19 protein-coding genes and 1 other annotated feature are annotated in these 23,919 nt (G+C 36.7%); of the genes, 16 read left to right on the top strand and 3 right to left on the bottom strand.

Going from position 1 to position 23,919, the window contains the following annotated elements; all coding sequences use genetic code 11:
- The first annotated feature begins 9 nt into the window (after positions 1-9).
- Positions 10-798, top strand: coding sequence for a YihY/virulence factor BrkB family protein (locus LRP83_RS04480; RefSeq protein ID WP_230495568.1), 789 nt, complete (start codon positions 10-12; stop codon positions 796-798).
- A 245-nt stretch (positions 799-1,043) separates the two neighbouring features.
- Here the strand turns inward: LRP83_RS04480 and LRP83_RS04475 are convergent, their stop codons facing one another.
- Positions 1,044-2,960 (bottom strand): heavy metal translocating P-type ATPase, encoded by a 1,917-nt coding sequence (locus LRP83_RS04475; protein ID WP_435531325.1) that lies wholly within the window; start codon positions 2,958-2,960, stop codon positions 1,044-1,046.
- 199 nt (positions 2,961-3,159) lie between these two features.
- Here LRP83_RS04475 and LRP83_RS04470 point away from each other — a divergent pair, with 199 nt between their 5' ends.
- A complete protein-coding gene (locus tag LRP83_RS04470) occupies positions 3,160-4,089 on the top strand; it encodes a DMT family transporter (RefSeq protein ID WP_230495476.1) in 930 nt (309 codons plus the stop codon).
- A gap of 56 nt (positions 4,090-4,145) precedes the next feature.
- On the opposite strand, the gene LRP83_RS04465 is transcribed toward LRP83_RS04470, so the two are convergent.
- Positions 4,146-5,012, bottom strand: coding sequence for a DUF4362 domain-containing protein (locus LRP83_RS04465; RefSeq protein WP_230495475.1), 867 nt, complete (start codon positions 5,010-5,012; stop codon positions 4,146-4,148).
- Between the two features lie 190 nt (positions 5,013-5,202).
- On the opposite strand from LRP83_RS04465, the gene LRP83_RS04460 reads away from it, so the two are divergent.
- The 4 genes from LRP83_RS04460 to LRP83_RS04445 all read left to right on the top strand — a co-directional run bounded on the left by LRP83_RS04460 (position 5,203) and on the right by LRP83_RS04445 (position 11,083).
- Positions 5,203-6,717 (top strand): spore germination protein, encoded by a 1,515-nt coding sequence (locus tag LRP83_RS04460; RefSeq protein WP_230495474.1) that lies wholly within the window; start codon positions 5,203-5,205, stop codon positions 6,715-6,717.
- 23 nt (positions 6,718-6,740) lie between these two features.
- Positions 6,741-7,853 (top strand): GerAB/ArcD/ProY family transporter, encoded by a 1,113-nt coding sequence (locus LRP83_RS04455; RefSeq protein WP_230495473.1) that lies wholly within the window; start codon positions 6,741-6,743, stop codon positions 7,851-7,853.
- Positions 7,850-8,977, top strand: a complete 1,128-nt coding sequence (locus LRP83_RS04450; protein WP_230495472.1) for a Ger(x)C family spore germination protein — start codon at positions 7,850-7,852, stop codon at positions 8,975-8,977. Before LRP83_RS04455 ends, LRP83_RS04450 begins: the two co-directional genes overlap by 4 nt.
- Before the next feature lie 106 nt (positions 8,978-9,083).
- Positions 9,084-9,339, top strand: a binding site (T-box leader).
- 70 nt (positions 9,340-9,409) lie between these two features.
- Positions 9,410-11,083 carry a glutamine--tRNA ligase/YqeY domain fusion protein gene (locus tag LRP83_RS04445; protein WP_230495471.1) on the top strand — a complete coding sequence of 558 codons (1,674 nt, stop codon included), beginning with the start codon at positions 9,410-9,412 and terminating at the stop codon, positions 11,081-11,083.
- A 435-nt stretch (positions 11,084-11,518) separates the two neighbouring features.
- Here the strand turns inward: LRP83_RS04445 and LRP83_RS04440 are convergent, their stop codons facing one another.
- Positions 11,519-12,691, bottom strand: a complete 1,173-nt coding sequence (locus LRP83_RS04440) for an MFS transporter (protein WP_230495470.1) — start codon at positions 12,689-12,691, stop codon at positions 11,519-11,521.
- A gap of 217 nt (positions 12,692-12,908) precedes the next feature.
- On the opposite strand from LRP83_RS04440, the gene cax reads away from it, so the two are divergent.
- From cax to cyoE, 10 genes are all read left to right on the top strand, one after another.
- Positions 12,909-13,967, top strand: a complete 1,059-nt coding sequence (cax, locus tag LRP83_RS04435; RefSeq protein WP_230495469.1) for a calcium/proton exchanger — start codon at positions 12,909-12,911, stop codon at positions 13,965-13,967.
- Between the two features lie 377 nt (positions 13,968-14,344).
- Complete coding sequence (locus LRP83_RS04430; RefSeq protein WP_230495468.1) at positions 14,345-14,959, top strand: YczE/YyaS/YitT family protein; 615 nt, start codon at positions 14,345-14,347, stop codon at positions 14,957-14,959.
- A gap of 77 nt (positions 14,960-15,036) precedes the next feature.
- Positions 15,037-15,840, top strand: a complete 804-nt coding sequence (locus LRP83_RS04425; protein ID WP_230495467.1) for a YfkD famly protein — start codon at positions 15,037-15,039, stop codon at positions 15,838-15,840.
- Positions 15,841-15,938: 98 nt separating this feature from the next.
- Entirely contained in the window at positions 15,939-16,127 is a 189-nt protein-coding gene (locus LRP83_RS04420; protein WP_230495466.1) for an SE1561 family protein, read from the top strand.
- A 448-nt stretch (positions 16,128-16,575) separates the two neighbouring features.
- Positions 16,576-18,111, top strand: coding sequence for a fumarate hydratase (locus LRP83_RS04415; protein ID WP_290369490.1), 1,536 nt, complete (start codon positions 16,576-16,578; stop codon positions 18,109-18,111).
- A gap of 107 nt (positions 18,112-18,218) precedes the next feature.
- Positions 18,219-19,013: a delta-lactam-biosynthetic de-N-acetylase gene (pdaA, locus tag LRP83_RS04410; RefSeq protein ID WP_230495566.1), complete on the top strand. Its 795-nt coding sequence runs from the start codon at positions 18,219-18,221 to the stop codon at positions 19,011-19,013.
- A gap of 145 nt (positions 19,014-19,158) precedes the next feature.
- On the top strand, positions 19,159-20,025 hold the full coding sequence (locus LRP83_RS04405; RefSeq protein ID WP_230495465.1) for a DNA-3-methyladenine glycosylase family protein: 867 nt from the start codon (positions 19,159-19,161) through the stop codon (positions 20,023-20,025).
- A 27-nt stretch (positions 20,026-20,052) separates the two neighbouring features.
- Positions 20,053-21,432, top strand: a complete 1,380-nt coding sequence (gene rlmD / locus LRP83_RS04400; RefSeq protein ID WP_230495464.1) for a 23S rRNA (uracil(1939)-C(5))-methyltransferase RlmD — start codon at positions 20,053-20,055, stop codon at positions 21,430-21,432.
- Positions 21,433-21,548: 116 nt separating this feature from the next.
- Positions 21,549-22,115 carry a DUF4256 domain-containing protein gene (locus tag LRP83_RS04395; protein WP_230495463.1) on the top strand — a complete coding sequence of 189 codons (567 nt, stop codon included), beginning with the start codon at positions 21,549-21,551 and terminating at the stop codon, positions 22,113-22,115.
- A gap of 442 nt (positions 22,116-22,557) precedes the next feature.
- Positions 22,558-23,496 carry a heme o synthase gene (gene cyoE, locus LRP83_RS04390; protein WP_230495462.1) on the top strand — a complete coding sequence of 313 codons (939 nt, stop codon included), beginning with the start codon at positions 22,558-22,560 and terminating at the stop codon, positions 23,494-23,496.
- Positions 23,497-23,919: the final 423 nt, after the last annotated feature.

Below are 23,919 nucleotides of genomic sequence, written 5' to 3'. Positions count from 1 at the left end.
ATTAAGGATATGTGGTACCGGATGGAGGAGGATGATGTTTCAGGCTTAGCCTCTCAGTTAGCCTACTTTTTTCTATTGTCCCTTTTTCCATTATTAATTGTTGTAGTGACCGTAATCCCATATTTACCTATTTCAGAGGTGGATTTATTAGGAGTAATACGTGATTTTGCTCCAGGGGAAGCAATGACTTTAATCGAATCTAATTTAAAAGATATTATGGCTAATCAAAATGGGAAGCTTTTAAGTATCGGGATTATCGGTACACTTTGGTCAGCTTCAAACGGAATTAATGCCATTGTACGTGCTTTTAATAAAGCGTATGATGTTAAAGAAACACGGCATTTCCTTGTCGCAAGAGGGATGGCCATTGTATTTACTTTTGCGATGATTTTTGTGTTTATTTTAGCTTTGCTACTCCCGGTTTTCGGAAGAGAAATTGGCATATTTCTTTTCTCGGAGTTTGGTTTATCAAACGAGTTTTTAACAATATGGAATACAATTAGATGGCTAGTTAGCTCCATTATCCTATTTATCGTTTTTACAGTGCTGTATTGGATGGCACCTAATAAAAAAATTAAATGCGTCAGTGTAATCCGTGGAGCCTTTTTTACAACGGTTGGTTGGGTACTTACATCCTGGGCATTTTCCTATTACGTTGGAAACTTTGGAAATTATTCAGCAACATATGGGAGTATCGGAGCGATTATCGTCTTAATGATTTGGTTTTACCTTTCGGGCTTTATTATCATTTTAGGCGGAGAAATAAATGCTTATTATAGTAAACGAGAAGGGTGTTAAGAGTATGTCTAATTTTCCCTACTATAGAAAAAGGACAATAGACCAAACTACTGGTATGAGGGCATGATTTCTAAAGAGCCCTTTACATCATAGGGAGGTAAACAACCGATGACTAAAAAAACAAAAAAAGATGGTAGTACTAAGCAAAAATCAAAAGGTGCTAAAGGGAACAAAACATCTGGATCAGCTAACGGTTCAAATAGCTATCACTAATTAAAAAGGGGTGACCATGTCACCCCTTTCACTTATCTTAGAAGACGAAGGCTATTTAAAATGACCAATATCGTGCTTCCCTCGTGACCGATAACCCCGTAAGGCAAATCTAATATTTGTAAGAAATTAGATGAAATAAGCAATGTGATTACAACTAAAGAGAAGACAATATTTTGTTTAATGATTGTATTCATTTTTTTTGATAAACGAATCGCCTCTGCTATTCGTGGAAGATCATTTTTCATTAACACGACATCGGCTGTTTCTAAAGCAACATCGGTGCCTTCGCCCATGGCAATCCCTACATTTGCTGTAGCAAGTGCTGGTGCATCATTAATGCCGTCACCAACCATTGCTACGGTCTTAAAGCGTTCCTTCAGTTTTATTAGCTGATTCACTTTTTCCTCAGGTAGACATTCAGCCACATATTCATTTACAAGGCTTTCTGATGCAATGACCTTTGCGGTTTTTTCACTATCCCCAGTCAGCATGACAGAATATACCCCTAGCTTATTAAGCTCTTTAATCGCTTTACTAGCCTCCTCACGAACAACATCCTTAAGTGCGATGAGGGCAACAGCTCGATTATTTATTTGTACATAGACGATTGTTTTCCCTTCACTGGCCAGCAGATTCGCCTTTTCTATCAGCTTATGATTTGATTTTAGCCCACTGATAAAGTCCGCTTTACCTATTTTCCAATACTCCTCGCCAATTATTGCCTTTACGCCCATTCCGGGCATATCCTCAATCGTCTCAGGATGGAGTAGTTCTTTATTTAAATGTTTCTTCACATGCGAAACAATGGACAAAGCAAGAGGATGATTAGAATGATTTTCTATCGATGCTATTTTCCATAATAAATCGTTATGATCCTCCCCGTCTTGAATATGAATATCCGTTACAACGGGCTTTCCCTTTGTTAATGTTCCTGTTTTATCAAAGGCAATCGCTTTTAAATGGCTTAAGTTCTCGAGATGAACACCACCTTTAAAAAGAATTCCGTGTTTTGCTCCATTCGAAATGGCTGATAAAGTAGCTGGCATAATGGAAGCTACTAAAGCACAAGGGGAAGCAACTACTAATAAAATCATTGCTCGGTAAAAGGTTTCTGTCCAGTCCCAGCCGAGAACATAATGGGGAAGGACCATCATTAACGCAACAATTGCTAAAACGACCTTTACGTAGGTGCCTTCAAATTTTTCGATAAAAAGCTGTGACGGTGACTTTTCACTTTGCGCATTTTGTACTAACTGGATAATTTTTTGAAAAAGGGTTTCACTATTCGGTTTTGTAATCTCAACCGTTATCGAACCAGTCATATTAACGGTACCAGCATATACACTATCGTCAATGTTTTTTGTTACTGGAATGGATTCACCTGTAATGGCGGCCTCATCGATATTGGTAATGCCTTTTAATATTTTCCCATCTGAAGGAACGCGTTCCCCTGGTTTTATTAAAATGTGGTCACCGACAATCAATTCAGACACATGAACTCTTTTTTCAATTCCACCATGGATTCGAAGTGCTTCTTCAGGCTGGAGGTTCATTAACGATGATATTTCTTTAAAGCTTTTATTCATCGTATAGGTCTCTAGTGCACCACTTACAGCAAAGATGAATATCAAAATGGCCCCTTCTGTCCAATAGCCAATAATGGCCGACCCGATTGCAGCAAAAATCATTAACATTTCAACGTTCAATTCTTTGTTGGCGATGGTTTCCTCGATACCTTCTTTTGCTTTGGCGTATCCTCCAATAATAAAGCTCAGCACATAGACGATGATTGCTGTGGTATCATGATTGGTAAATTCTAAGAGCCAACCTGTTAAAATGAGAATGCCACATAGTACCGATGCAATCAATTCAGCATGTGGTTTTACTTTTTTAAATACGCTGTGCCTTTCGACTTCCGTTTTGGCTAATGCTAGTTCCGCCATTTCCATTCCCTCCTTCTAAGTGAGAAAAATAATCAAAATCATTACCCTTAAAAAACACGAAAGCTGCCACCTAGTAAAAATCAAAATTGATTTTTAGCGAGGGTGACAGCATGATAGCCAGAAAACATTTAATTGTAGTTATTTTAATCTTATCATATAATTTATGAACTAGGAAAGAATTTGCAACTAAAATTGGAGCGAAATTATGAACGCAAAAAGATTTTTTACCCATCCATTAGGAATCGTCATTTCCGCAACGGGGTCAACCTTTTTGTGGGGGAGTGCTTTTCCGTTTATTAAATTAAGCTATGAAAGCTTAGACATTCGACCCGAAGAAATCGGCGAGCAAATGATTTTTGCTGGTTATCGATTCTTCTTAGCAGGACTGTTGATTCTTATCTTTTTTTCTTTGTTAAAGAAGAATATGTTATTTCAAAAAAGAACGTTTTTACCGGTTATTAAAATAGGACTCTTTCAAACTTTTTTTCAATATGTATTATTTTATATTGGATTGAGCTACTCAACTGGAATTCAAGGCTCGATTATCGCAGGGACGACTTCTTTTTTTCAAATCATCCTCGCTCATTTCATGTATAAGAATGACCGTATTAATATGATTAAAACGATTGGTATGACATTGGGATTTGCTGGAGTTATTTTTGCCAATCTTCCTAAAGGTGAGTTTACCATTGATTTCGGCTGGGGAGAACTTCTCCTACTGTTAGCTATGTTATCTGGGGCTTTCGGAAATATCCTTGCTAGGAATGGTAGTCGTGATATGGAAGTAGGGTATTTGACTGCGTATCAAATGGTATTTGGATCCTTAGGTTTGTTATTAGTCGGCAGCTTTTCTTCCAATTTATTTCCGTTTGACTTTAGTGCAAACGCCGTCTGGATGCTCTTCTACCTAGCCTTTTTATCCTCAGCTGGATTCATCCTATGGAATAATGTGATGAAGTATAACCAAGTCGGATTAGTCTCCTTGTACATGTTTTTAGTGCCTGTTTTTGGGGTAATCCTGTCCTCGTTTTTATTGGGGGAAGAAGTCTACTTTTTAGTCATGGCTGGATTAATACTCGTGGTGTCGGGAATTGTGATTGTGAATCGGCCGAAGCGGGTTAAAGAAGAGGCTTAATAAGCTTCTCGTTTGAAACGGCCTCCAATATAACAGTGGAGGCCGTTTTTCTATATTTATTCATAATCGCCCTTTACTTCTGGTAATCCCTTGTAAGTTTCATTCTTCTTCAAAATCGCAATAATATCATCTGCGACTTTCGTCATTTGTTTGCCATCCTCACTCATATCGCACCTGTTCCATTCAAATTCACGTTCACCTTGATTAATCCAAACCTTTAGTTTGTAGCTATACAGTGGCTTTTCCTTACATTGTGTCGAGATTTGTTTTTCACCGAGATATCCCCCAATCACCAAAACCTTATAGATTTGCTGCATTTCCGATTCGGAAAATTGGAAATCCATCACTGTTGCCATCTCTCCATTTTGGAGGTCTTTAACAATCTCTTGGTTTTTTGTATCAATCACATTTTTTTGATTTACCCCATATTCCAGACGAAAGGCGAAATAGTCTTGTTCAGCTAAGTTATAACGAATCGAAACGATTGGATGATTTCCGCTACTGCCATCAGGTGCTTTACAATCAATTAGCAAATATTCTAACCCCGTTTCAGATTCGTTTTTAGTCAAATTTTTACATGTATACGTAAAAATCTCCCCTGAACCAAATTTGTCCTCTGAATTATCGTTAGTAATTTTAAGTTGTTTTCCATCAAAGGTTACCGTGTCATAAATTGGATCTCCTTCAATGGTGTAATGGGTAATCTTAACCTCGTCAGATTTCTTAGCGGTAACGTTTTCAACAAAAAAATCCAATCGGTTTAAATTTTTTACATTTCCATGCATATTAACAATTTCATTACTACCTACTGAGTTCAAATTGTTGCTAGCCTGTCCCTGTTCTTTTACAGAGGAATTGGTTCCGCAAGCAGATAAAATCATCAAAACAGAAATTAAAATAAACGTGAGACACTTTTTTACCATAGACGAACACTCCCTTCATCCAATATGACGGATGAACATCAGAATAGTTTCAATTGAAAACATAAAGCGTGCTCATTCTTCAACTAGTTACTTAATTTGATAAAAGCCGTTCCCATGCCGATTTGAATAATTGGAAGTAAAAGGTGAACAATAAGGTGAATAATTTTTTATTTTTAAAAGGGGAGCCATAATGTTCTTCAAAAAAACCTTGTCTACTAACAAACAGGAAAAAGAAAAATCAAAAGATGCGGATAACATTATACCTACAAATAGGGAAAGAATGTCACTTGAATTCAGGAGAAGACTGCAAAATAGTGCGGATATAGTAGAAACAGAGGTACCAGGTACAGGAATTACTTTATTTTATTTTCATACTTTAATCGATATGAACTTGCTCCATAAAGATATTATTGAACAAATTAAAAACCAATCGTTTCATAGCATTGAAAATATTATGGGACAACTATCGGTTGGAATCATGGACAAAACCAATCAGATGGATAAAGTGATTCAATCGGCAATTGGTGGACATGTCATCATTCATCTTGAAGGTGCAGATAAGGTTATTTATGCAAGAATTGCTTCAAATACTGGTCGAGCTTTATCAAATGCCATAAATGAGTCACAAGTAATTGGTCCGCAGATTGCGTTTAATGAAAGTCTAAGCACAAATCTATCTTTAATTAGAAAATATATTGCTGATCCCAATCTTAGTATTGAAGATATTAGAGTTGGAAAGCGAACTACTACGGCTGTTTCATTGATTCACATTCATGGTATTGCCAACCAACAAATGGTAGATATTCTACGTGATAGGATTAAAAAAATCAATATGGATGGACTTATAGATAGTTCGGTTTTAGTCCAATTAATTGAAGATAACTCTTTATCTATTTTTCCGCAGATGGTCCTAACAGAGCGGCCAGATAGAATTTGTAGTTGGCTATTAATGGGAAAGCTGGTTGTTATGGTAGATGGAAGTCCTCAAGCCATTGCATGTCCACAATCTTTTTTAGAATATTTTCAAAGTATGGAGGATAAGAATGTCAATTGGCAAGTGGCTACATTTTTAAGGCTGTTAAGAATTTTTGCCTTATTCCTTTCTGTCTATTTTACTGCTATTTATGTGGCTTCACTGACCTTTCACTATGAAGTGATTCCACAAACCTTGTTAATTCCTCTTAGTGAATCTAGGGCAAGGGTACCTTTCCCACCCATAATGGAAGCATTGATAATGGAGTTTTTTATTGAGCTATTAAGAGAAGCAGCTGCTAGATTACCGACTAAAGTAGGGCAATCAATGGGTATTGTTGGAGGTATTGTAATCGGAACTGCAGCAGTAGATGCAGGATTTACAAGTAATATATTAATTATTATTGTTGCCTTAGGAGCCCTTGCTTCTTTTACAACACCAAATTATTCAATGGGAAACATTGTAAGGGTTTTGCGATTTCCTATCATTGTATTGGCAGGTTTTTGGGGATTTTATGGGATTATGTTCGGTTTTTGCTTTATACTTATCCATCTATTGCGACAATCCAGTCTAGGTACACCTTTTCTAACGCCATTTTATCCACCACGTTTAGCTGACTGGAAGAACAGTATCATTAGACTACCATTAACTTTTACTGCCAAAAGACCTAATCAAACTCGGCCAGAAGATGTTGATAAATACAATCCTTCAGTTGCAAAAGAAAAAGAATGAACGAAATAGGCAGGTGAACAAGGATGGACATTCAATATCAACCTAAACCACAATTATTGTTAAGTACCTTTTTAGTATTTTTTATTATTCATGATATTCAAGTTGGTGTTGGAATACAGGGTTTTCAAAGAATCATTTTTTTGGAGGCCAAGCAGGATGCTTGGATATCTGTCATTCTCTCTGGCATTCTAACCCATATGATTGTGTTTATTATGATAAAAACATTACAATATTACGGCTCTTCTGATATTTATGGTATTCATCATGACATTTATGGTAAGTGGATTGGAAGGATGATGAATTGTCTTTATATCTTCTATTGTTTGGTAACTTCTTTAGTGATTCTTAAAAATTATATAGAGGTTATCCAAACTTGGATGTTTCCCCAAGTTCCTACCTGGTTTTTATCGATTTCATTATTATTATTAGTGGTATACGGAGTTACAGGTGGGATTCGTGTAATAGTGGGAGTTAGTTTTTTTAATATTGTGTTATCTATGTGGATGCTAGGACTTATTGGATATCCAATTCGTTATTCCGATTACACTCACTTCTTGCCAATTTTGGAAAGCAATATTCCAGCCATCTTAAAAGGTACATTCAAAATGACATTTACAGTCATTGGATTTGAAATCTTATATGTCATTTATCCTCATTTGAAGGAGAAGAACAAGGTTCAGAAATTTGCCCACTTGGCAATCGCCATTACGACGATATTATATTTGCTACTTATGCTATTAGCAATTGCTTATTTTAGTTCTGGTCAATTAGAAAAATCAATTTGGGTAACACTTTCCTTATTTAAAATTGTCAAGCTTCCTTTTATCGAGAGAATGGAATACATAGCCATCGCATTTTGGATGTTGATTATCATTCCTAATATCATGCTATATTTATGGGCAGCTGTACGAGGAATGAATAGAACATTTAACATAAACGAATCCAATTTTATTTGGATATTTTCATTAATCCTGTTTATTTCTAGTTTATTTCTTAATACACGTATGAAAATCAACACCTTTAATGATAAATTTGCTCTTGCTGCTTTTTATCTTGTTTATTGTTATCCTATAATTTTGTTTGTTTTCGTACTAATTAAAAAGAAAATAAAAGGGTTTAAGGAGAAACAAATATGATAAAAAAGAGAATATTAGCTGTATATTTGTTAGCCTTTTTCAACCTAACTGGCTGTGCTGAACCCCAAATACTTGAAGAAATCGGACTCATTACCACCATTGGATATGATGAAGGAGAAAAAGGATTGATTAAGGGAACCGCGGTGGAATTAAAGATTGAGCCTGATGCCAAAACCGATATAAAAATAGTAGAAACCCAAGCCTATTCCGTAAGGGGCCTTAATACATCGGCTAATAAGAAGACATCAAAGAGATTGTTAGCGGGACAGCTAAGAGTTATCCTACTAGGGGAAGAATTAGCTCATCAGCGTATGCTTCATATTTCAGATACATTAGCGAAAGATCCCGCGATTAGTGATCTATCTTACCTTTCCATTGTGGAAGGGGAGGCTAGGGATTTGTTAAACCTGCAAGATCCACACATCCCTAATATTGGTTTACACTTATTTAGACTCATAGAACAAAATACAAAAGATGAAATTATGCCTTCTGCTACTTTACAGGAGGTTTTACATCGATACTACTCAGCAGGACGAGATCCATTTATTCCGATTCTAAAGAAAATAGATAACTCGGAAGTTAAGTTTACTGGAGTTGGGATCTATAAAGATGACCGTTTAGTTGGTAGAATTTCTACAGATCAAAGTTTTTATCTGAAATTAATTAACGATAAATACAAAGCTGGAAGTACAGAACTAATTTTTATGAGTGAATCACCAAAGTTGAGGGGATTAAGTCATTCAGAACGAAAGACAGTTATCTCCTTAGATACTATACATAGTAATAGTGATATAAAGCTTGTAAACAAAAAGAATCTTGAATTTGATATAAAAGTAAAGCTAAATGCAAGATTGATTGATATCAATAGTGATATTGATTTGACTAAGTCAAGTAATTTAAAACTGTTTGAAAAGGAAGTTTCAAAAGAAATGGAAAAACGAGTTGAAAACCTCATTGCTTATTGTCAATCCAAAAATTCAGATATCATTGGTCTTGGGGAAGTATATAGATTCTCTGTTCGTAACTCGAAGCTTACGAAGAAAAAGTGGCATGAAATGTATCCAAACGCTAAAGTGAATGTAAAAGTAGACTTTACAATGATGCGATCTGGTATAAATGATTGAACTTAAATATGTTCGCCACTGAACTAAATTGGCTAATTTGCCTTTTGTCAATACCTGCATATCGTCTCTTTACATACCGTTTTTGAGATGATACGATATAGACAATTTAAATGCGATGATGAGAAGAGTAGGTAAATGAATTCCTCACAGAGAGCTCTGGGTGCTGAAAACGAGCAGGAATGATTTATTGAACCAAGTCTCTGAGCGGCACATTGGAACTTTACTAAGGGATAGTGTGACAGGAGCTCCTGTTATCGAGCTAGAGTATAAGCATGGTTTGTCATGCCGTACTTGAAAAGGTTCATATGGTAACATATGAATGAACTGGGGTGGCACCACGACGATATAATCTCGTCCCCAAGACTATTTATTGGTCTTGGGGGTGGGATTTTTTTTATTGGGAAAAATGTACAAAATAAAGGAGGATTTGTTATGTTTGAGGAAAATGAATTGCTTTCTGGCAGCTTGAATAAACTCTTGGAAGAGGATATGAATCATGTGACTAAACCTATATGTACAAGGTTCCCGCCTGAACCAAATGGTTATTTGCATATTGGAAGTGCCTATGCCATTCACATTAACTATATGTTAGCGAAAAAGTATAATGGATATTTTAATTTACGATTTGATGATACAAATCCGTTAAAGGAAGACATTGAATTCGTGAATGCCATCATAGAAGATATTAACTGGCTTGAATACAGTCCGGGGGAGAGAATTTTTTATGGATCGGATTATTCGGATGAAATATTTCAAGCAGCAGTGACATTAATCAAAAACGGGAAGGCGTATGTGTGCGAACTAACACCAGAGGAAATCACTGAGTACAGAGGAACATTAACTGAACCTGGTAAAAATAGTCCGTACAGAACTCGAACCTTGGATGAAAACTTGGAGTTATTTGAAAAAATGAAGAATGGTGAATTTCCAACCTCATCGATGGTGCTGCGTGCAAAAATGGATATGAAATCGCCTAATATCAACTTGAGGGACCCTATTTTGTATCGAATTATCCATGCACATCATTACAGAACAGGAGAAAAATGGTGCATTTATCCGATGTATGATTTTGCTCATCCAATACAAGATGCGATCGAAGGGATAACTTATTCATTGTGCTCAATTGAATTTAAAGATCATCGTCCACTTTATGAATGGGTCTTAACAAATTTGAATATTAAAAATGCACCAAAGCAAAGGGAATTTGGAAGGGTGAATCTAACAGGAGTAGTAACGAGTAAGCGGTATTTGCGAGAGTTAGTGGCAGGTGGATTTGTGGATGGTTGGGATGACCCGCGGTTACCGACCATAAGAGGTCTAAGAAGACGAGGGTTTACCTCTGAAAGTATTCGGAAATTTGTTGATCAAATTGGTATAGTTAGACATCAAAGCACAGTAGATTATGCGATGCTTGAAAGTTCACTGCGAAATAATCTTAAATTGAGAGTGAATAATGTAATGGCGATTTTAAATCCATTAAAAGTGGTCATAACTAATTACCCAGATGATCAATCTGAATTCTTATCGATCGAGAATAATGTGGAGAATCCAGAGTTGGGACAAAGAGAAGTTTCTTTTTTAAAGGCCCTTTATATTGAAAAGGAAGATTTTATGGAAGCGCCAGTGAAAGGGTTTAAACGCTTATCCCCAGGTGCTGAGGTTCGACTAAAGGGAGCATATTTCATTAAATGTAATGAAGTCATCAAGGATGAACAAACAGGAGATATAACGGAGCTGCGTTGTACCTACGACGAAGAAACAAAGAGTGGAACAGGATTCACAAGTCGAAAAGTAAAGGGAACCATTCACTGGGTGTCAGCTCTGCATGGAGTGAAGGCTGAGATTCACTTATTTGACAAACTTTTTCTAGATGAAAATTTGTTGAAAGATAACGAGAAAGAATGGATTGAGAAGGTTAACCCGCATTCTAGGCTCATCCATAAAGATTGTATAGTGGAACCTTCAGTGAAAAATGCAAAGGTAGAGGACAAATTTCAATTTATCCGACATGGTTATTTTTGTGTAGACAAGAACTCAAAAGAAGAAAACCTTGTTTTCAATAGGATTGTTTCTTTAAAGGATTCCTGGAGGAATGAGGTGAAGTAAAGTGGTTCATCATATGGGTTTTTAAATAGAATATTTTAAAGCTATTAAAGAGGGAATATAGTAGTGGATGCTATAGCGGTATACTGCGCGAAAAATGTAGATTTTTGCGTGAGTGGAATGAACTGTCTGAAATGCACTACTGTTTATAAAATCAATCAAACGTTTGTTTGAAAAAAGGTATAATGAAATAATTAATTACCGAAATCCGCCGAGTGACTTCGTACTCAACTGGACAAAACAATCAAATAAAAAAGGGCATGTTTTGAAAAAGGATTACTCAAAACTTGCCCTTCAGTATCCAATTTGAATTAACTACATATCTAAATCAGTGAATGTGTAAGGTAATAATGCCTTAAGCGTTAATTCTAATATATCGTTCTTCTCATTTATTAAAGTACAAAAAAACCTCCTAATTTGGAGGTGTTAATAGTCATTCTATTGCTTTACGGTTAACAAAGACTTCTCCTTAACAAAAAACTGAACCAAAAATATCACTAAAAATAATGTACTAATAATGTTAAAGAAGCTTATTTGCTTAAAAAACTGAATAAATAAACCACCGATCGAAGGTCCTGCTAAACTTCCAAAGCTAAAGAAAATCCCACACATTAAATTACCAGTAGGTAATAAATTTTTCGGCATTAAGTCTGCCATGTAGGATATTCCTAATGAAAAAGTAGAACCAACGAACATACCTGCCATAAATAAGCATACAGCAAGGGCAAGATAAGATTGTTGTTCTAAAAAGCTTGCTGCCGTAAAGCTTATAAATCCAAGAAATAGAATGAGAATTAAAACATTTCTTCGTCCCCATTTATCGCTAATAATTCCTAATGGTAGTTGAAAAATGATGCCCCCAACCGCAAATGAGGCTAATAACATGGAAACGCTGGTCACGTCTAGACCAATTCGCAAAGCATAAACCGGGAAGCTACCGTTTAAGGAAGATTCTAAAAATCCATAAACAAATGGAGGTAGGAATGCAACCCATCCGTATTTCCAAGCAGCTGAGAATCTTTTTAGGGTATCAAAAAAAGAATTTAATCGAATATCTGTTTCTGGATACTCATTTTTCAAAGCAAATAGAAATATCCACCCTATTAAGCAGAGAACAGTAGACACAATAAACGGTAATGCTTCATTTATCTTTACAAGTGGTGTCATTAAAGGACCTGCTGCAAATCCAATCCCAAAAAATAAACCATATAGGGAGAGGTTACGTCCACGCTTATTCTCTGGTGAAAAGGAAGTAATCCAAGTTTGAGTGGCGAAGTGAAGCGAATGATCTCCTATTCCAATTAAAAGACGAAGGAAAAACCAAAACCAAAATGTCTTCCAAAGTGGAAATAAGGCTAAGGATAGGATAACCAGAAAACCGCCAAGAATAATAATGGGCTTATAACCATATCTTCTTAATGGCTGTTCCATAAATGGTGATGCTAAAAGAATACCGATATATAAGGCGGTAGCATTTAAGCCGTTTAATGAAGAAGAGACCCCGCTGTTTTCAAAAATAACCGCAATTAGCGGTAATAGCATCCCTTGGCTAAATCCAGATATTGCCACAATACTAACTAAAATCCAAAATCGAAATCTGCTTTCACTCATACTAGTATCTCCAAATGTTTGTATTTTTCCATGGACATGGCGATATCCTAACTAAATGAGGAATGCAAAATGTCCATTTTACTAATAATAATACTACTAGATGATGTTAGCGAGAAAAGCAGGAGATTGCAAGAGCTTTAAATTTCGTTCTTTTTGTAAATAGTGTAAACTTTCATTAATAATGTATAATTATGGAATAATTGAAAGGGGAAGGTATATGGCGAATAAGATATTTATGATTCTCACTTTGGTCGGTGTTCCATTATCTGTCATCGGTTCATTAATGCATTGGCCAAGTACGATTCTATTTGTAATTTATTGCTTAACCATTATCGCATTAGCAAGCTTTATGGGTAGAGCAACGGAAAGCTTGGCGGTAGTCGCAGGTCCTAGGATTGGTGGATTATTAAATGCCACTTTCGGAAATGCAGTGGAATTGATCATTTCTATTTTTGCTTTAAAGGAAGGTTTAATTGGGGTCGTGCTTGCCTCTTTAACAGGGTCGGTTATAGGGAACCTATTATTAGTAGCGGGACTTTCCTTTTTTATTGGTGGAATCAAATATAAACGACAGCTTTTTAATGTTTATGATGCTAGGCATAACTCAGGATTGCTTATGTTTGCCATTATTGTAGCTTTTGTCATTCCAGAAGTTTTTTCAATGGAAATGAATGAACAGAAAACGCTTAATCTAAGTGTTGGAATATCGATTATTTTGATAGCATTGTACTTAGCTGCCTTATTCTTTAAGCTTGTCTCTCATCGAGGGGTTTATCAAAGTGAAACGGAAGGGACCGACCATGAGAAGGAAGAGCCTGAGTGGTCAAAAGGCAAAGCGGTTGCCATTTTATTTGCCGCAACTATAGCTGTTGCCTATGTATCGGAAAACCTTGTCCATACATTTGAAGTAGTTGCAGAATCCTTTGGTTGGACAGAGCTATTTATCGGGGTTATCATCGTTGCGATTGTCGGAAACGCGGCTGAACATGCTTCTGCTATTATTTTGGCTTATAAAAATAAAATGGATATTGCCGTTGAAATAGCTGTCGGGTCAACACTACAAATAGCGATGTTTGTTGCACCTGTACTTGTGCTCGTTTCTTTATTTTTCCCAACATCTATGCCTCTGGTTTTTACCTTGCCAGAATTAGTTGCCATGGTATCCGCTGTATTAGTGACTGTCATTATTTCGAATGACGGTGAAACGAACTGGTTTGAGGGATTAACGTTATTAGCAGCCTACTTTATTATGGGGATTGGATTTTATCTTCTATAAGTGAAAAAAGACTCTGTGCCAAATTTTTGGCGCAGAGTCTTTTTTGATTTTAAGTATTTCAGTAACAGGTAAAATATGTTACAATTGGTCTTTTCTAACATGTTTTTTTGTGTTTTTACAAAAGGTCATTATTCATTCGCTAATTTTCTTTGGGGTTCGATCACCAACCTTCATGTTTAGTTTTATTTAAAACACGATCGTTGAAAGTTTATCAAAATTCGGTCCCAATCCTCCTTAAAAATTTTTTAGCGAATCGAATGCTAGCGACCCTCCTTTTGTAATAAGTTAAGATGAGTATACCTTAGATATTTAATTTTGTAAATATTCAGATTTTTACAATTTCGTTACAAAAATAATACAGGATGAGGGAGAAATAAATGTCTTTTATAAAAAGATTATTATTTTGGTTACTGGGCATTATTATATTGAGTTTAGGTGCTTCATTAACGATTAAAGCAAATATGGGTGTTGGGGCATGGGATGCTTTAAATGTTGGATTATCAAGGATTTATGGGTTCACGGTTGGAAACTTTGTGATTATTATTGGAATCATTCTTTTATTTGTAAATGCCGTTCTTCTGAAGAGTAGACCTGATTATATGGCCGTGTTTACGTTTTTTATTATCGGATCATTAATTGATTTTTGGATGTTGATTGTATTTAGAAACTTTGAGCCGGATGAATTTATGTTAAAATTAGTGACCTTAGTTGTAGGGCTACTAATTATAGGTCTTGGAGTAGCTATGTATTTGCAACCTAAATTCCCTTTAAATCCAATTGATAATATTATGATGGGGGTAAGCAAGCGACTAAATGTTAGTCTTGTTGTAGCCAAAACAATTGGCGAACTCATTGCTCTAGTATTGGCTCTAATTGTGAAGGGGCCGATTGGATATGGGACTATCATTGTTACCATTGGGATTGGACCATCTATTCAGCTGTTCGTCCCATTTATTGAAAAAGTAGCAACTCGATTAAATGTCAAAATATAATTTATGATGGATAATAATAGACAACTCCGAAAAAACTAAGAGCAAAGTGTATGCAATTAGTGAAAGGAGTTTCAACTATGAAGAAAATGGCTTCCATAATGATTGGAATTGTACTCATGTTTTCATTTGCAACACCTGGGTTGGGGGAGGGAACGAAAGAGGCAACAACGAAGTACCAGATCCCTAATTCTGTTATGAACATAACAAAAGAAAATACGTATCCCAATTCAACACAAGATTTACCATTACTACAGCCAAGTGATTTAACACAGAAGTTATTAGATTCTTCAAAAGTCAAAATCGAAAACCCAGATTTAATTCGGATGTTAAATGAAACGAGTGTGAATAGTACACCTTTTGCGATTGGGTACCGAGCTATCATTTATTTAGGGCAGTGGCCTCTCAATTATGAATCAACAGAAACCGCGCCAAATTGGGAGTATCAACGAATAAATACAAACTATTTTGATAATCGTGGTGGGAAACTGCCTTATCAAATCCATTACGTACAAGAAGCACAAAAAATTGTTCGTGGTGGCTTAACTGCGAAAATTCAAAATACTGAAGATGTAAAGAAAATGATGCTGTTAAAAGCAATGAAAAAAACCAATTTACCACTTGCATTTGAGACAGTCGTGGGTGGAGGAACGAAAAAGAACCAAATCTATAATATTCCTCCAAATCGGTTGGGCTATCTTTATGGTTACGCCCCAGCTGTAAATGAAAAAGGTAAGGTCACTTACGGAGAGGTTTATCTAATGTTAAAAGGTAACAAAAAGATGATTGTCGTAAAAAATGTAACCTCTCAAGGAATTGGCGCTTGGATTCCAGTTCAGGACCATGTTAGCTTTGGGTTTGTTGCACCAGAACGTCCAAGATAATGGTTAAAGCCGGAGTTGTTACTCCGGCTTTTTGTAAATATTGCAGTAACTAGATTTTTTCTGTACTATGAAAACAAGCAAAGAAGGGGGATGACAGCATGGGTAGTCCAATTCAAGAAAAAGGCACACAAGTTCAATTTTTAAAACAACGTTTAAATATGTTTTCTGACGTACTAGATACCATCGATCCAGAAGAGGTAGATTTAGAAGATATCGATCGCCTGATTAGCATGATTGACGACTTGGAAACGAAATGTAAAGAATTTAATGGTAGAGACGAAAGCTGAGCCCACACAATTACGTAGGGCTCTTTTCTTTTGGAAAATTCAACTTTTTTAAACGGTGCACTTCTTATTCTTTGGTTTCGTTAAACAGAATTGTTGTTTTTGGAATAAATTAATAAGACTACAACTATATTTTGTATGTTTACTCGCGTTTTTGCTGTAAACGGTGATTTTTAGCCTCAACTTATACGGGGTTTGCGATTTTTATGAGCGGGCTTTCGACTTTTATGCGCAGAGTTGTTCATAATGGAATCGTTTTACCTCTAATAGGCCACTTTTCAACTCTGTTCGGGAATATTTTACTTTTTCTTCCTAAAATCAAAATTGAGCTTTCACAAAGCATATTCTTTAAATAAAATTGTGGGAGGAGTATAATAAACGGTGTAAATTGATGTGATTTTATAAAAAAAGTGGTATCTGAGGGGATTCACGCTAAAGGGGGAAACGAAACATGACAATGGAGAAATTCCAAGAGAGTATGTACAAGCTAGTTGTTGAGACTTCTACAAAGCTGCCAAGAGACGTTCGTCGCGCAATTAAGGCTGCGAAAGCTAGAGAAAACGCTGGAACGAGAGCAGCAATGAGCTTAGCGACTATCACAAATAATATTACAATGGCTGATGAACAAGTTTCACCAATTTGCCAGGATACTGGACTACCTACTTTTAAAATTAAAACACCTGTTGGAGCAAATCAACTTGAAATGAAGAAAGCCATTTATGCGGCGATTGCGGATGCCACTAAAGATGGCAAACTACGTCCCAACTCTGTAGATTCACTTACTGGAGATAATAGCGGTGACAATCTTGGGGCAGGCACTCCTGTCATTAAATTCGAGCAGTGGGAAAAGGATTATATCGACGCACGCTTAATTTTAAAGGGTGGCGGTTGTGAAAATAAAAACATTCAATATAGCTTACCGTGTGAACTAGAAGGTCTTGGTCGCGCAGGGCGTGATTTAGATGGTATCCGTAAATGTATCATGCACTCGGTTTACCAAGCTCAAGGACAAGGCTGTAGTGCTGGATTTATAGGAGTCGGAATTGGTGGAGATCGTACATCTGGTTATGAACTGGCGAAGGATCAATTATTCCGCTCTGTAGACGATGAAAATCCAATTGAAGAACTAAAACAGCTTGAAGATTATGTAATGGAAAATGCCAATAAGCTTGGGATTGGAACAATGGGCTTTGGTGGGGAGACAACGCTACTAGGCTGTAAGGTTGGGGTTATTAACCGTATACCAGCGAGTTTCTTTGTGTCTGTTGCGTATAACTGCTGGGCATACCGCCGTCTTGGTGTTGCTATAAATCCAGAAACAGGAGAAATCAATGACTGGATGTACCAAGAAGGGGAGCTAATTGATTTTTCAAAAGAAGTGGAAGAGGAAAGTGCAACCGAACAAAAAGTGGTTACACTTCAAGCTCCAATTACAGAGGAGCAAATCCGTGAGTTAAAAGTGGGTGATGTTGTTCAAATTAACGGTATGATGTACACAGGTCGTGATGCGATTCATAAATACTTGTCTGAAAACGATTCACCTGTCGATTTAAATGGCCAAGTGATTTATCATTGTGGACCAGTTATGTTGAAGGATCAAGACGGTAATTGGCATGTAAAAGCAGCTGGTCCAACTACAAGTATCCGTGAGGAGCCTTACCAAGGGGACATTATGAAACGGTTCGGTATCCGTGCGGTTATTGGTAAAGGTGGAATGGGTCCTAAAACGCTCGCTGCTCTTCAAGAACATGGTGGAGTGTACTTAAATGCAATCGGTGGAGCAGCTCAATACTATGCAGATTGTATTAAATCAGTAGAGGGCGTCGACTTAATGCAATTTGGAATACCAGAAGCAATGTGGCATTTAAAGGTTGAAGGCTTCACGGCGGTTGTGACAATGGATTCACACGGAAACAGCTTACATGCAGATGTTGACCAATCATCTTTGGAAAAACTAGAGCAATTTAAAGAAAAGGTTTTTAAATAAAACAATGGGTGCCAGGCGTTGTCCAAATATTGGATGACTCCTGGCACTCATGCTTCCCACCACTATTACAAATAATAAACAAAAATGTGTTGGGAGGAGTTATTTTGTTGAAAAAGTTGTTCACCCTTTTAGGAATTGTTTTTTTAATAACAAGTACTAATGTGGCGCATGCTGATTTTTCTAATTCACCGATTAATTGGGGCTTCAAGAAAGGAAAAGATGGCCAACCCGCCGATGCAGGTAAGCCACTTGAAAATATTATTGAAAAACATGGTGCCATTTACAAAGGGGATGCTAGTAAAAAGTATCTTTACTTAACCTTTGATAATGGATATGAAAATGGTTATACTGCACAAATTCTTGACATTTTGAAAAAAGAACAGGTTCCTGCAACATTTTTTGTCACGGGTCATTATCTTAACACGGCGTCAGAATTAGTTTTGCGAATGGCAAAAGAAGGTCATATTGTTGGAAATCACTCGTGGCACCACCCTGACCTGACTCAAGTTAGTGATCAACGTTTAAAAGAAGAACTCGAAAAGGTTCGTGCTGAAACCGAAGTACTAACTGGAAAGAAAAATATGGCATACCTTCGACCACCAAGAGGTGTCTTTAGCGAAAGAACAATGGCTTTAGCAAAGGATGCCGGATATACTCATGTGTTTTGGTCGCTTGCATTTGTCGATTGGTACACTGACCAACAGAAGGGTGCACAATATGCATACGACAATATTATGCGCCAAGTACATCCTGGATCGATAATGCTACTCCATACAGTCTCAAAGGACAATGCAGATGCACTAGAGAGGGTACTGAAGGACTTAAAGAAACAAGGATATGAATTTAAAAGCTTAGATGACTTTATGTTTAAACATATGTTGAAAGAAGAAATGCTTTATTAAAAGACCCCGCCTGATGATCGTTATAGGTTATCAGGCGGGGTTTTCAGTATTCTTTTGTTCTTTTGGAATACATCCACCATGGAATTTTATTAAAACCTTAATACCATGCTATAATACGAGAAAATGTGTAAAGGTGGAAAAGGTAGTGTGGCAGGAAATAATAGAAATAGAAGGACCCTATGACTTTAATCGTGTTTTAGATAGATTATCACTCGACCCACTTTCTGCAGTCAATCTAGTAACGTCTACATTAAGAATGCCACTATGGATAGAAGCGGAACCAATAATTATCGAAATAAAAAGCATAGGAACGATAGACAGTCCTAAATTTCAACTGTCAAGCAACAAGGGGAATTTAAAGGCTAGGTCCATTGAAAAAGTAGCCGAAATCCTAAAATGGAATACACAGCTAGTAAACATTCACCAACATTTTAGCCAAACAGTTCTTAAGGAGATATTCGAAACGCATTACGGCACTCCGCTTATACTAGACTTTGACCCTTACAGCTGTCTCATGAAATGCATCATTCACCAACAGCTTAATCTAGCCTTTGCCCATAAACTCACCGAGAGGTTTGTCCATACTTTTGGATTTGAACAGGATGGAGTCTGGTTTTACCCTCTTCCTGAAAAAATAGCTACGCTTGCAGTTGAAGAGTTAAGAGCCTTGCAATTCAGTGGGCGCAAAGCGGAGTATGTCATTGGGGTTAGTCAAGCAATCGTGAAAGGGGACCTCAATCTTGATGCCATCAAGGAGTTATCTGAGGAAGAAATCTACGAGCGATTGATTAAAATAAAAGGCGTAGGACCTTGGACAATCCAAAATCTCTTAATGTTTGGTTATGGCAAACCTAATCTCTTTCCAAAAACAGATATCGGTATCCAAAATGCATTAAAAAAGTTATATCAATTAGAACGAAAGCCAACACTAGAAGAAATCGAATTATATAAAAAACCATGGGAACCTTATTTAAGCTATGCATCCCTCTATTTGTGGAGAAGTATTGAATAAACCCAAATTTACTTGGAGTTGAAATAAATGAGAAAAGATCAAACAGTAATAATTGAACCGAACCAAACTTTCCCGTTAACAATTAAACGGTTAGGAATCAATGGTGAAGGGGTCGGATATTTTAAGAGGACGGTTGTCTTTGTACCCGGGGCTTTACCAGGAGAAGAAGTAGTTGTAGAAGCGACTAAAATTCATCCGAAATTTGCAGAGGCAAAAATAAAGAAAATCCGAAAAAAATCCGAGCATCGTGTTCAACCACTTTGCCCTGTTTATGACCAATGTGGCGGTTGTCAACTGCAGCATTTAGCATATCCGCAACAGTTGAAGGAAAAGAGAGATATCATCATTCAATCTCTTGAACGCCATACGAAGCTACCTATTGACCAGATAAACATTAGAGAAACAATAGGCATGGAAGACCCATGGGGTTACCGAAATAAAAATCAGTTTCAGGTTAAGCAAAAGGACGGAAAAGTATTAGCTGGTTTATATGGTTTAAACTCACATCAGCTTATCAATATTGAGAACTGTGCGGTACAGCATCCAAAAACAAATGAAGCAACAGCTAAAGTGAAACAAATTCTTGAAGAATTAAAAATACCTATTTACAATGAAAAAACTCGTAATGGAATCGTTCGTACAATCGTTACCCGTGTCGGCGTGCAAACGGGCGAACTTCAAGTTGTCTTGATTACCAATCAAAAGGAGCTACCGAAACAGGATCAATTTATCGAAGCAGTCCAAAAACGATTACCTCAGGTCCAATCGATTGTTCAAAATGTGAACGAACAAAAAACCTCCCTCATATTTGGAGAAGAAACATATGGTTTGGCCGGTGAGGATTTTATTCAAGAAACATTAGGTGATTTACAATTTGAACTATCGGCGAGAACCTTTTTTCAACTAAATCCACAGCAAACAATCAAGCTATACAATGAAGTTAAAAAGGCGGCTGCTCTAACAGGGAAAGAAAAAGTAGTGGATGCATATTGTGGCGTCGGTACTATCGGTTTATGGTTAGCAGACCAAGCAGCTGAAGTAAGAGGAATGGACATCATTGCGGAATCCATCGATGATGCAAAGAAAAGCGCCAAACGTCACGGTTTTACACATACAAAATATGTTCCAGGAAAAGCGGAAGAGGTATTACCGAAATGGGTTAAAAAGGGCTGGCATCCTGATGTCGTCGTCGTGGATCCGCCTAGAACTGGCTTAGACGGGCAGCTGTTACAAACCATTTTACAAGTAAAGCCTTCTAAAATAATCTATGTTTCTTGTAATCCATCCACATTGGCGAAGGACCTTGATATCTTAAGTAAGAGTTATCAGGTTGAATATATTCAACCTGTGGACATGTTCCCACAGACGAGTCATGTGGAAGCAGTGGTGAGTATTAAGTTGAAATAGCAAGGTACGATTACTTTTCATGAAAAAAGCGAACATATATCTTAATCAAACGTCTGATTGAAATTGGGACAGTGGTGACATTGTCCCCCCTAAACATGTATACGAGGAGGTTTATTATGGTTAATGTAAAAAAGAAGTTGTCACCTGAACAAAGTGAAGTATTACTCAGAACATTGAAAGACCGTTTTGAAAAAAACATGAGTCGCCATGAAGGACTTGAATGGGATAAGGTACAAGTAAAGTTAGAAACTAATACTGAAAAACTGTGGTCGCTCAACGAAATGGAAATAACTGATGGTGAACCGGATGTTATTGCATATGATGAAAAGGCTGGCGATTATATTTTTTATGATTGTTCAGCCGAAAGTCCTAAAGGTCGCAGAAGTGTTTGTTACGACCATGAAGCATTGGAATCAAGGAAAGCACATAAACCACACAATAGCGCTATGGGTATGGCAAATGACATGGGGATTGAAATTTTAACGGAAGAACAATACCGAGAGCTGCAGCAACTTGGGAATTTTGATACTAAAACATCGAGCTGGGTGCAAACACCTGCTAATATAAGGAAACTCGGTGGAGCGATCTTTTGTGATCGACGCTACGACACTATTTTTGTGTACCACAATGGGGCGGAATCCTACTATGCTGCTAGAGGTTTCCGCGGCTCGCTAAGAGTCTGAATTTTGGTGTAAACAATCTAGCGGTAGGAAAGGGTGACATTGTCCTACATCTAAGAAGCGGGTCACGAGGTACTTTTCTTGGTGACCCAATATGCTGTAAAAACCGGGATATAGGTATAAAGTTATATCGATATATAACGAGAAAAATGTAGAATTTTGTTTTAGTAGAAATTATCCAGTGAAATAGCGTATCAATTGTAAAACTAATCAAACGTTTGTTTGAAAATAATTATATCGATAAAGTGGCAATGAATGTGATGGAAAATATATTCTTGATTCTTGGTTTATGATTTAATGATATAAAGGTATTAAAATAGAGACCTTGAGGGGTCGCTTTTTTTTGTAAACAATTACTAATAAGGGAACAAGCATGACAGATTCCTTTAAATATAGTATTATGACATAGGTATTATTTGTACTAATTCGTAGGGGAGGATATTAGATGAGTAAAGCAGAGACACCTTCACTACAGGAGGTTAGGAAAGTTACTTTATCGACCGAACAGAATACTTCTACGTTAATCAAGGACTTAAAATCACTATTTAAATTGCCTGTTTTAATAGCTAATGTATTACCTGTGTTTACAGGGTTCTGGTTAGCGTTATATTTTTCAAATGCTTCTTTCGCAGAGCATTGGGACATCTTTTTGTTTTCCATTTTAGGGAGTACAATGGTTATGGCTGGTGCTCTCATTATTAATAATTGGTACGATGTTGATATTGATACAGTGATGGATCGAACGAAAAATCGTCCAACTGTCACAGGTCATATTTCCCTTAAGACAGTGTTAACGATGGGAATTGCCTTTACTATAGTTGGTTTTATTCTGTTATTGTTTACAACAGTTGAATCAACAATATACGCATTTGTCGGATGGTTTACTTATGTCGTCTTGTATACCATGTGGTCAAAGCGTAAATACACTTTGAATACCGTAATTGGGAGTGTATCTGGTGCTGTAACACCGTTAATTGGTTGGACAGCATTAGAACCAGGGTTCCATATTGTTCCTATCATCCTGTTTCTTATTTTATTTGTTTTTCAAATGCCGCATACCTTTGCGATTGCTATGAAGAAATGCAATGAATATTCCGCAGCTAAAGTAGCGATGCTTCCAGTTGTATATGGTTTTGAAATGACCAAAAGACAAATGGTTGTATATGTTGCTTGTTTACTTCCGTTACCATTTTATTTAGCACCACTCGGAAATACCTTTTTGGTTATTGCAACTTTGCTAAATGTTGGTTGGATTGTTTTAAGTTTTAGCGGCTTTTTCATGAAAAACGATCTTAAATGGGCACATTGGAACTTTTTATATTCTGTAAATTATATAACGATATTGTTTCTTACGATGATTATCGTAACATTACCTATATTTTAATATTGGCTGTCCCATTATGTTTGCCTTTATGGCAACATAATGGGACAGCCTTTTTTGATCTAGATAGAGTGATTTTTCAGGACAATACGGTTGTTCAAAAGAGAGGAAAAGTCCAATAGAGCACGTCTATCGGACAATACGAGCGTTCAAAGGAGAGGAAAAGTCCGATAGAGCATGTCTATCGGATCTTGTTCACAAAACTGTCATGGTTGCTCTTTTCGACAAAACTGACCGAAAATAAATATAGGTAAATAACATTGTTTACTGTTTGATAATAGTGAAAACGTTGCCGTATATAGGTTTAGATGATGAATTGATATGATATGACAATAATTATTTGAAAAAAATTCACATACCTGTGATTGAAAAATCATTATATATGTGATTTTCTTCACTACGCTGATAATCGTTCCCACCTATTAT

It is taken from the genome of Pseudoneobacillus rhizosphaerae, from assembly GCF_917563885.1.
In the GTDB taxonomy this organism is placed as follows: domain Bacteria; phylum Bacillota; class Bacilli; order Bacillales; family Cytobacillaceae; genus Pseudoneobacillus; species Pseudoneobacillus rhizosphaerae.
Note: the sequence above shows the minus strand (reverse complement) of the source record. Positions and strands in the feature narration are given on the sequence as shown.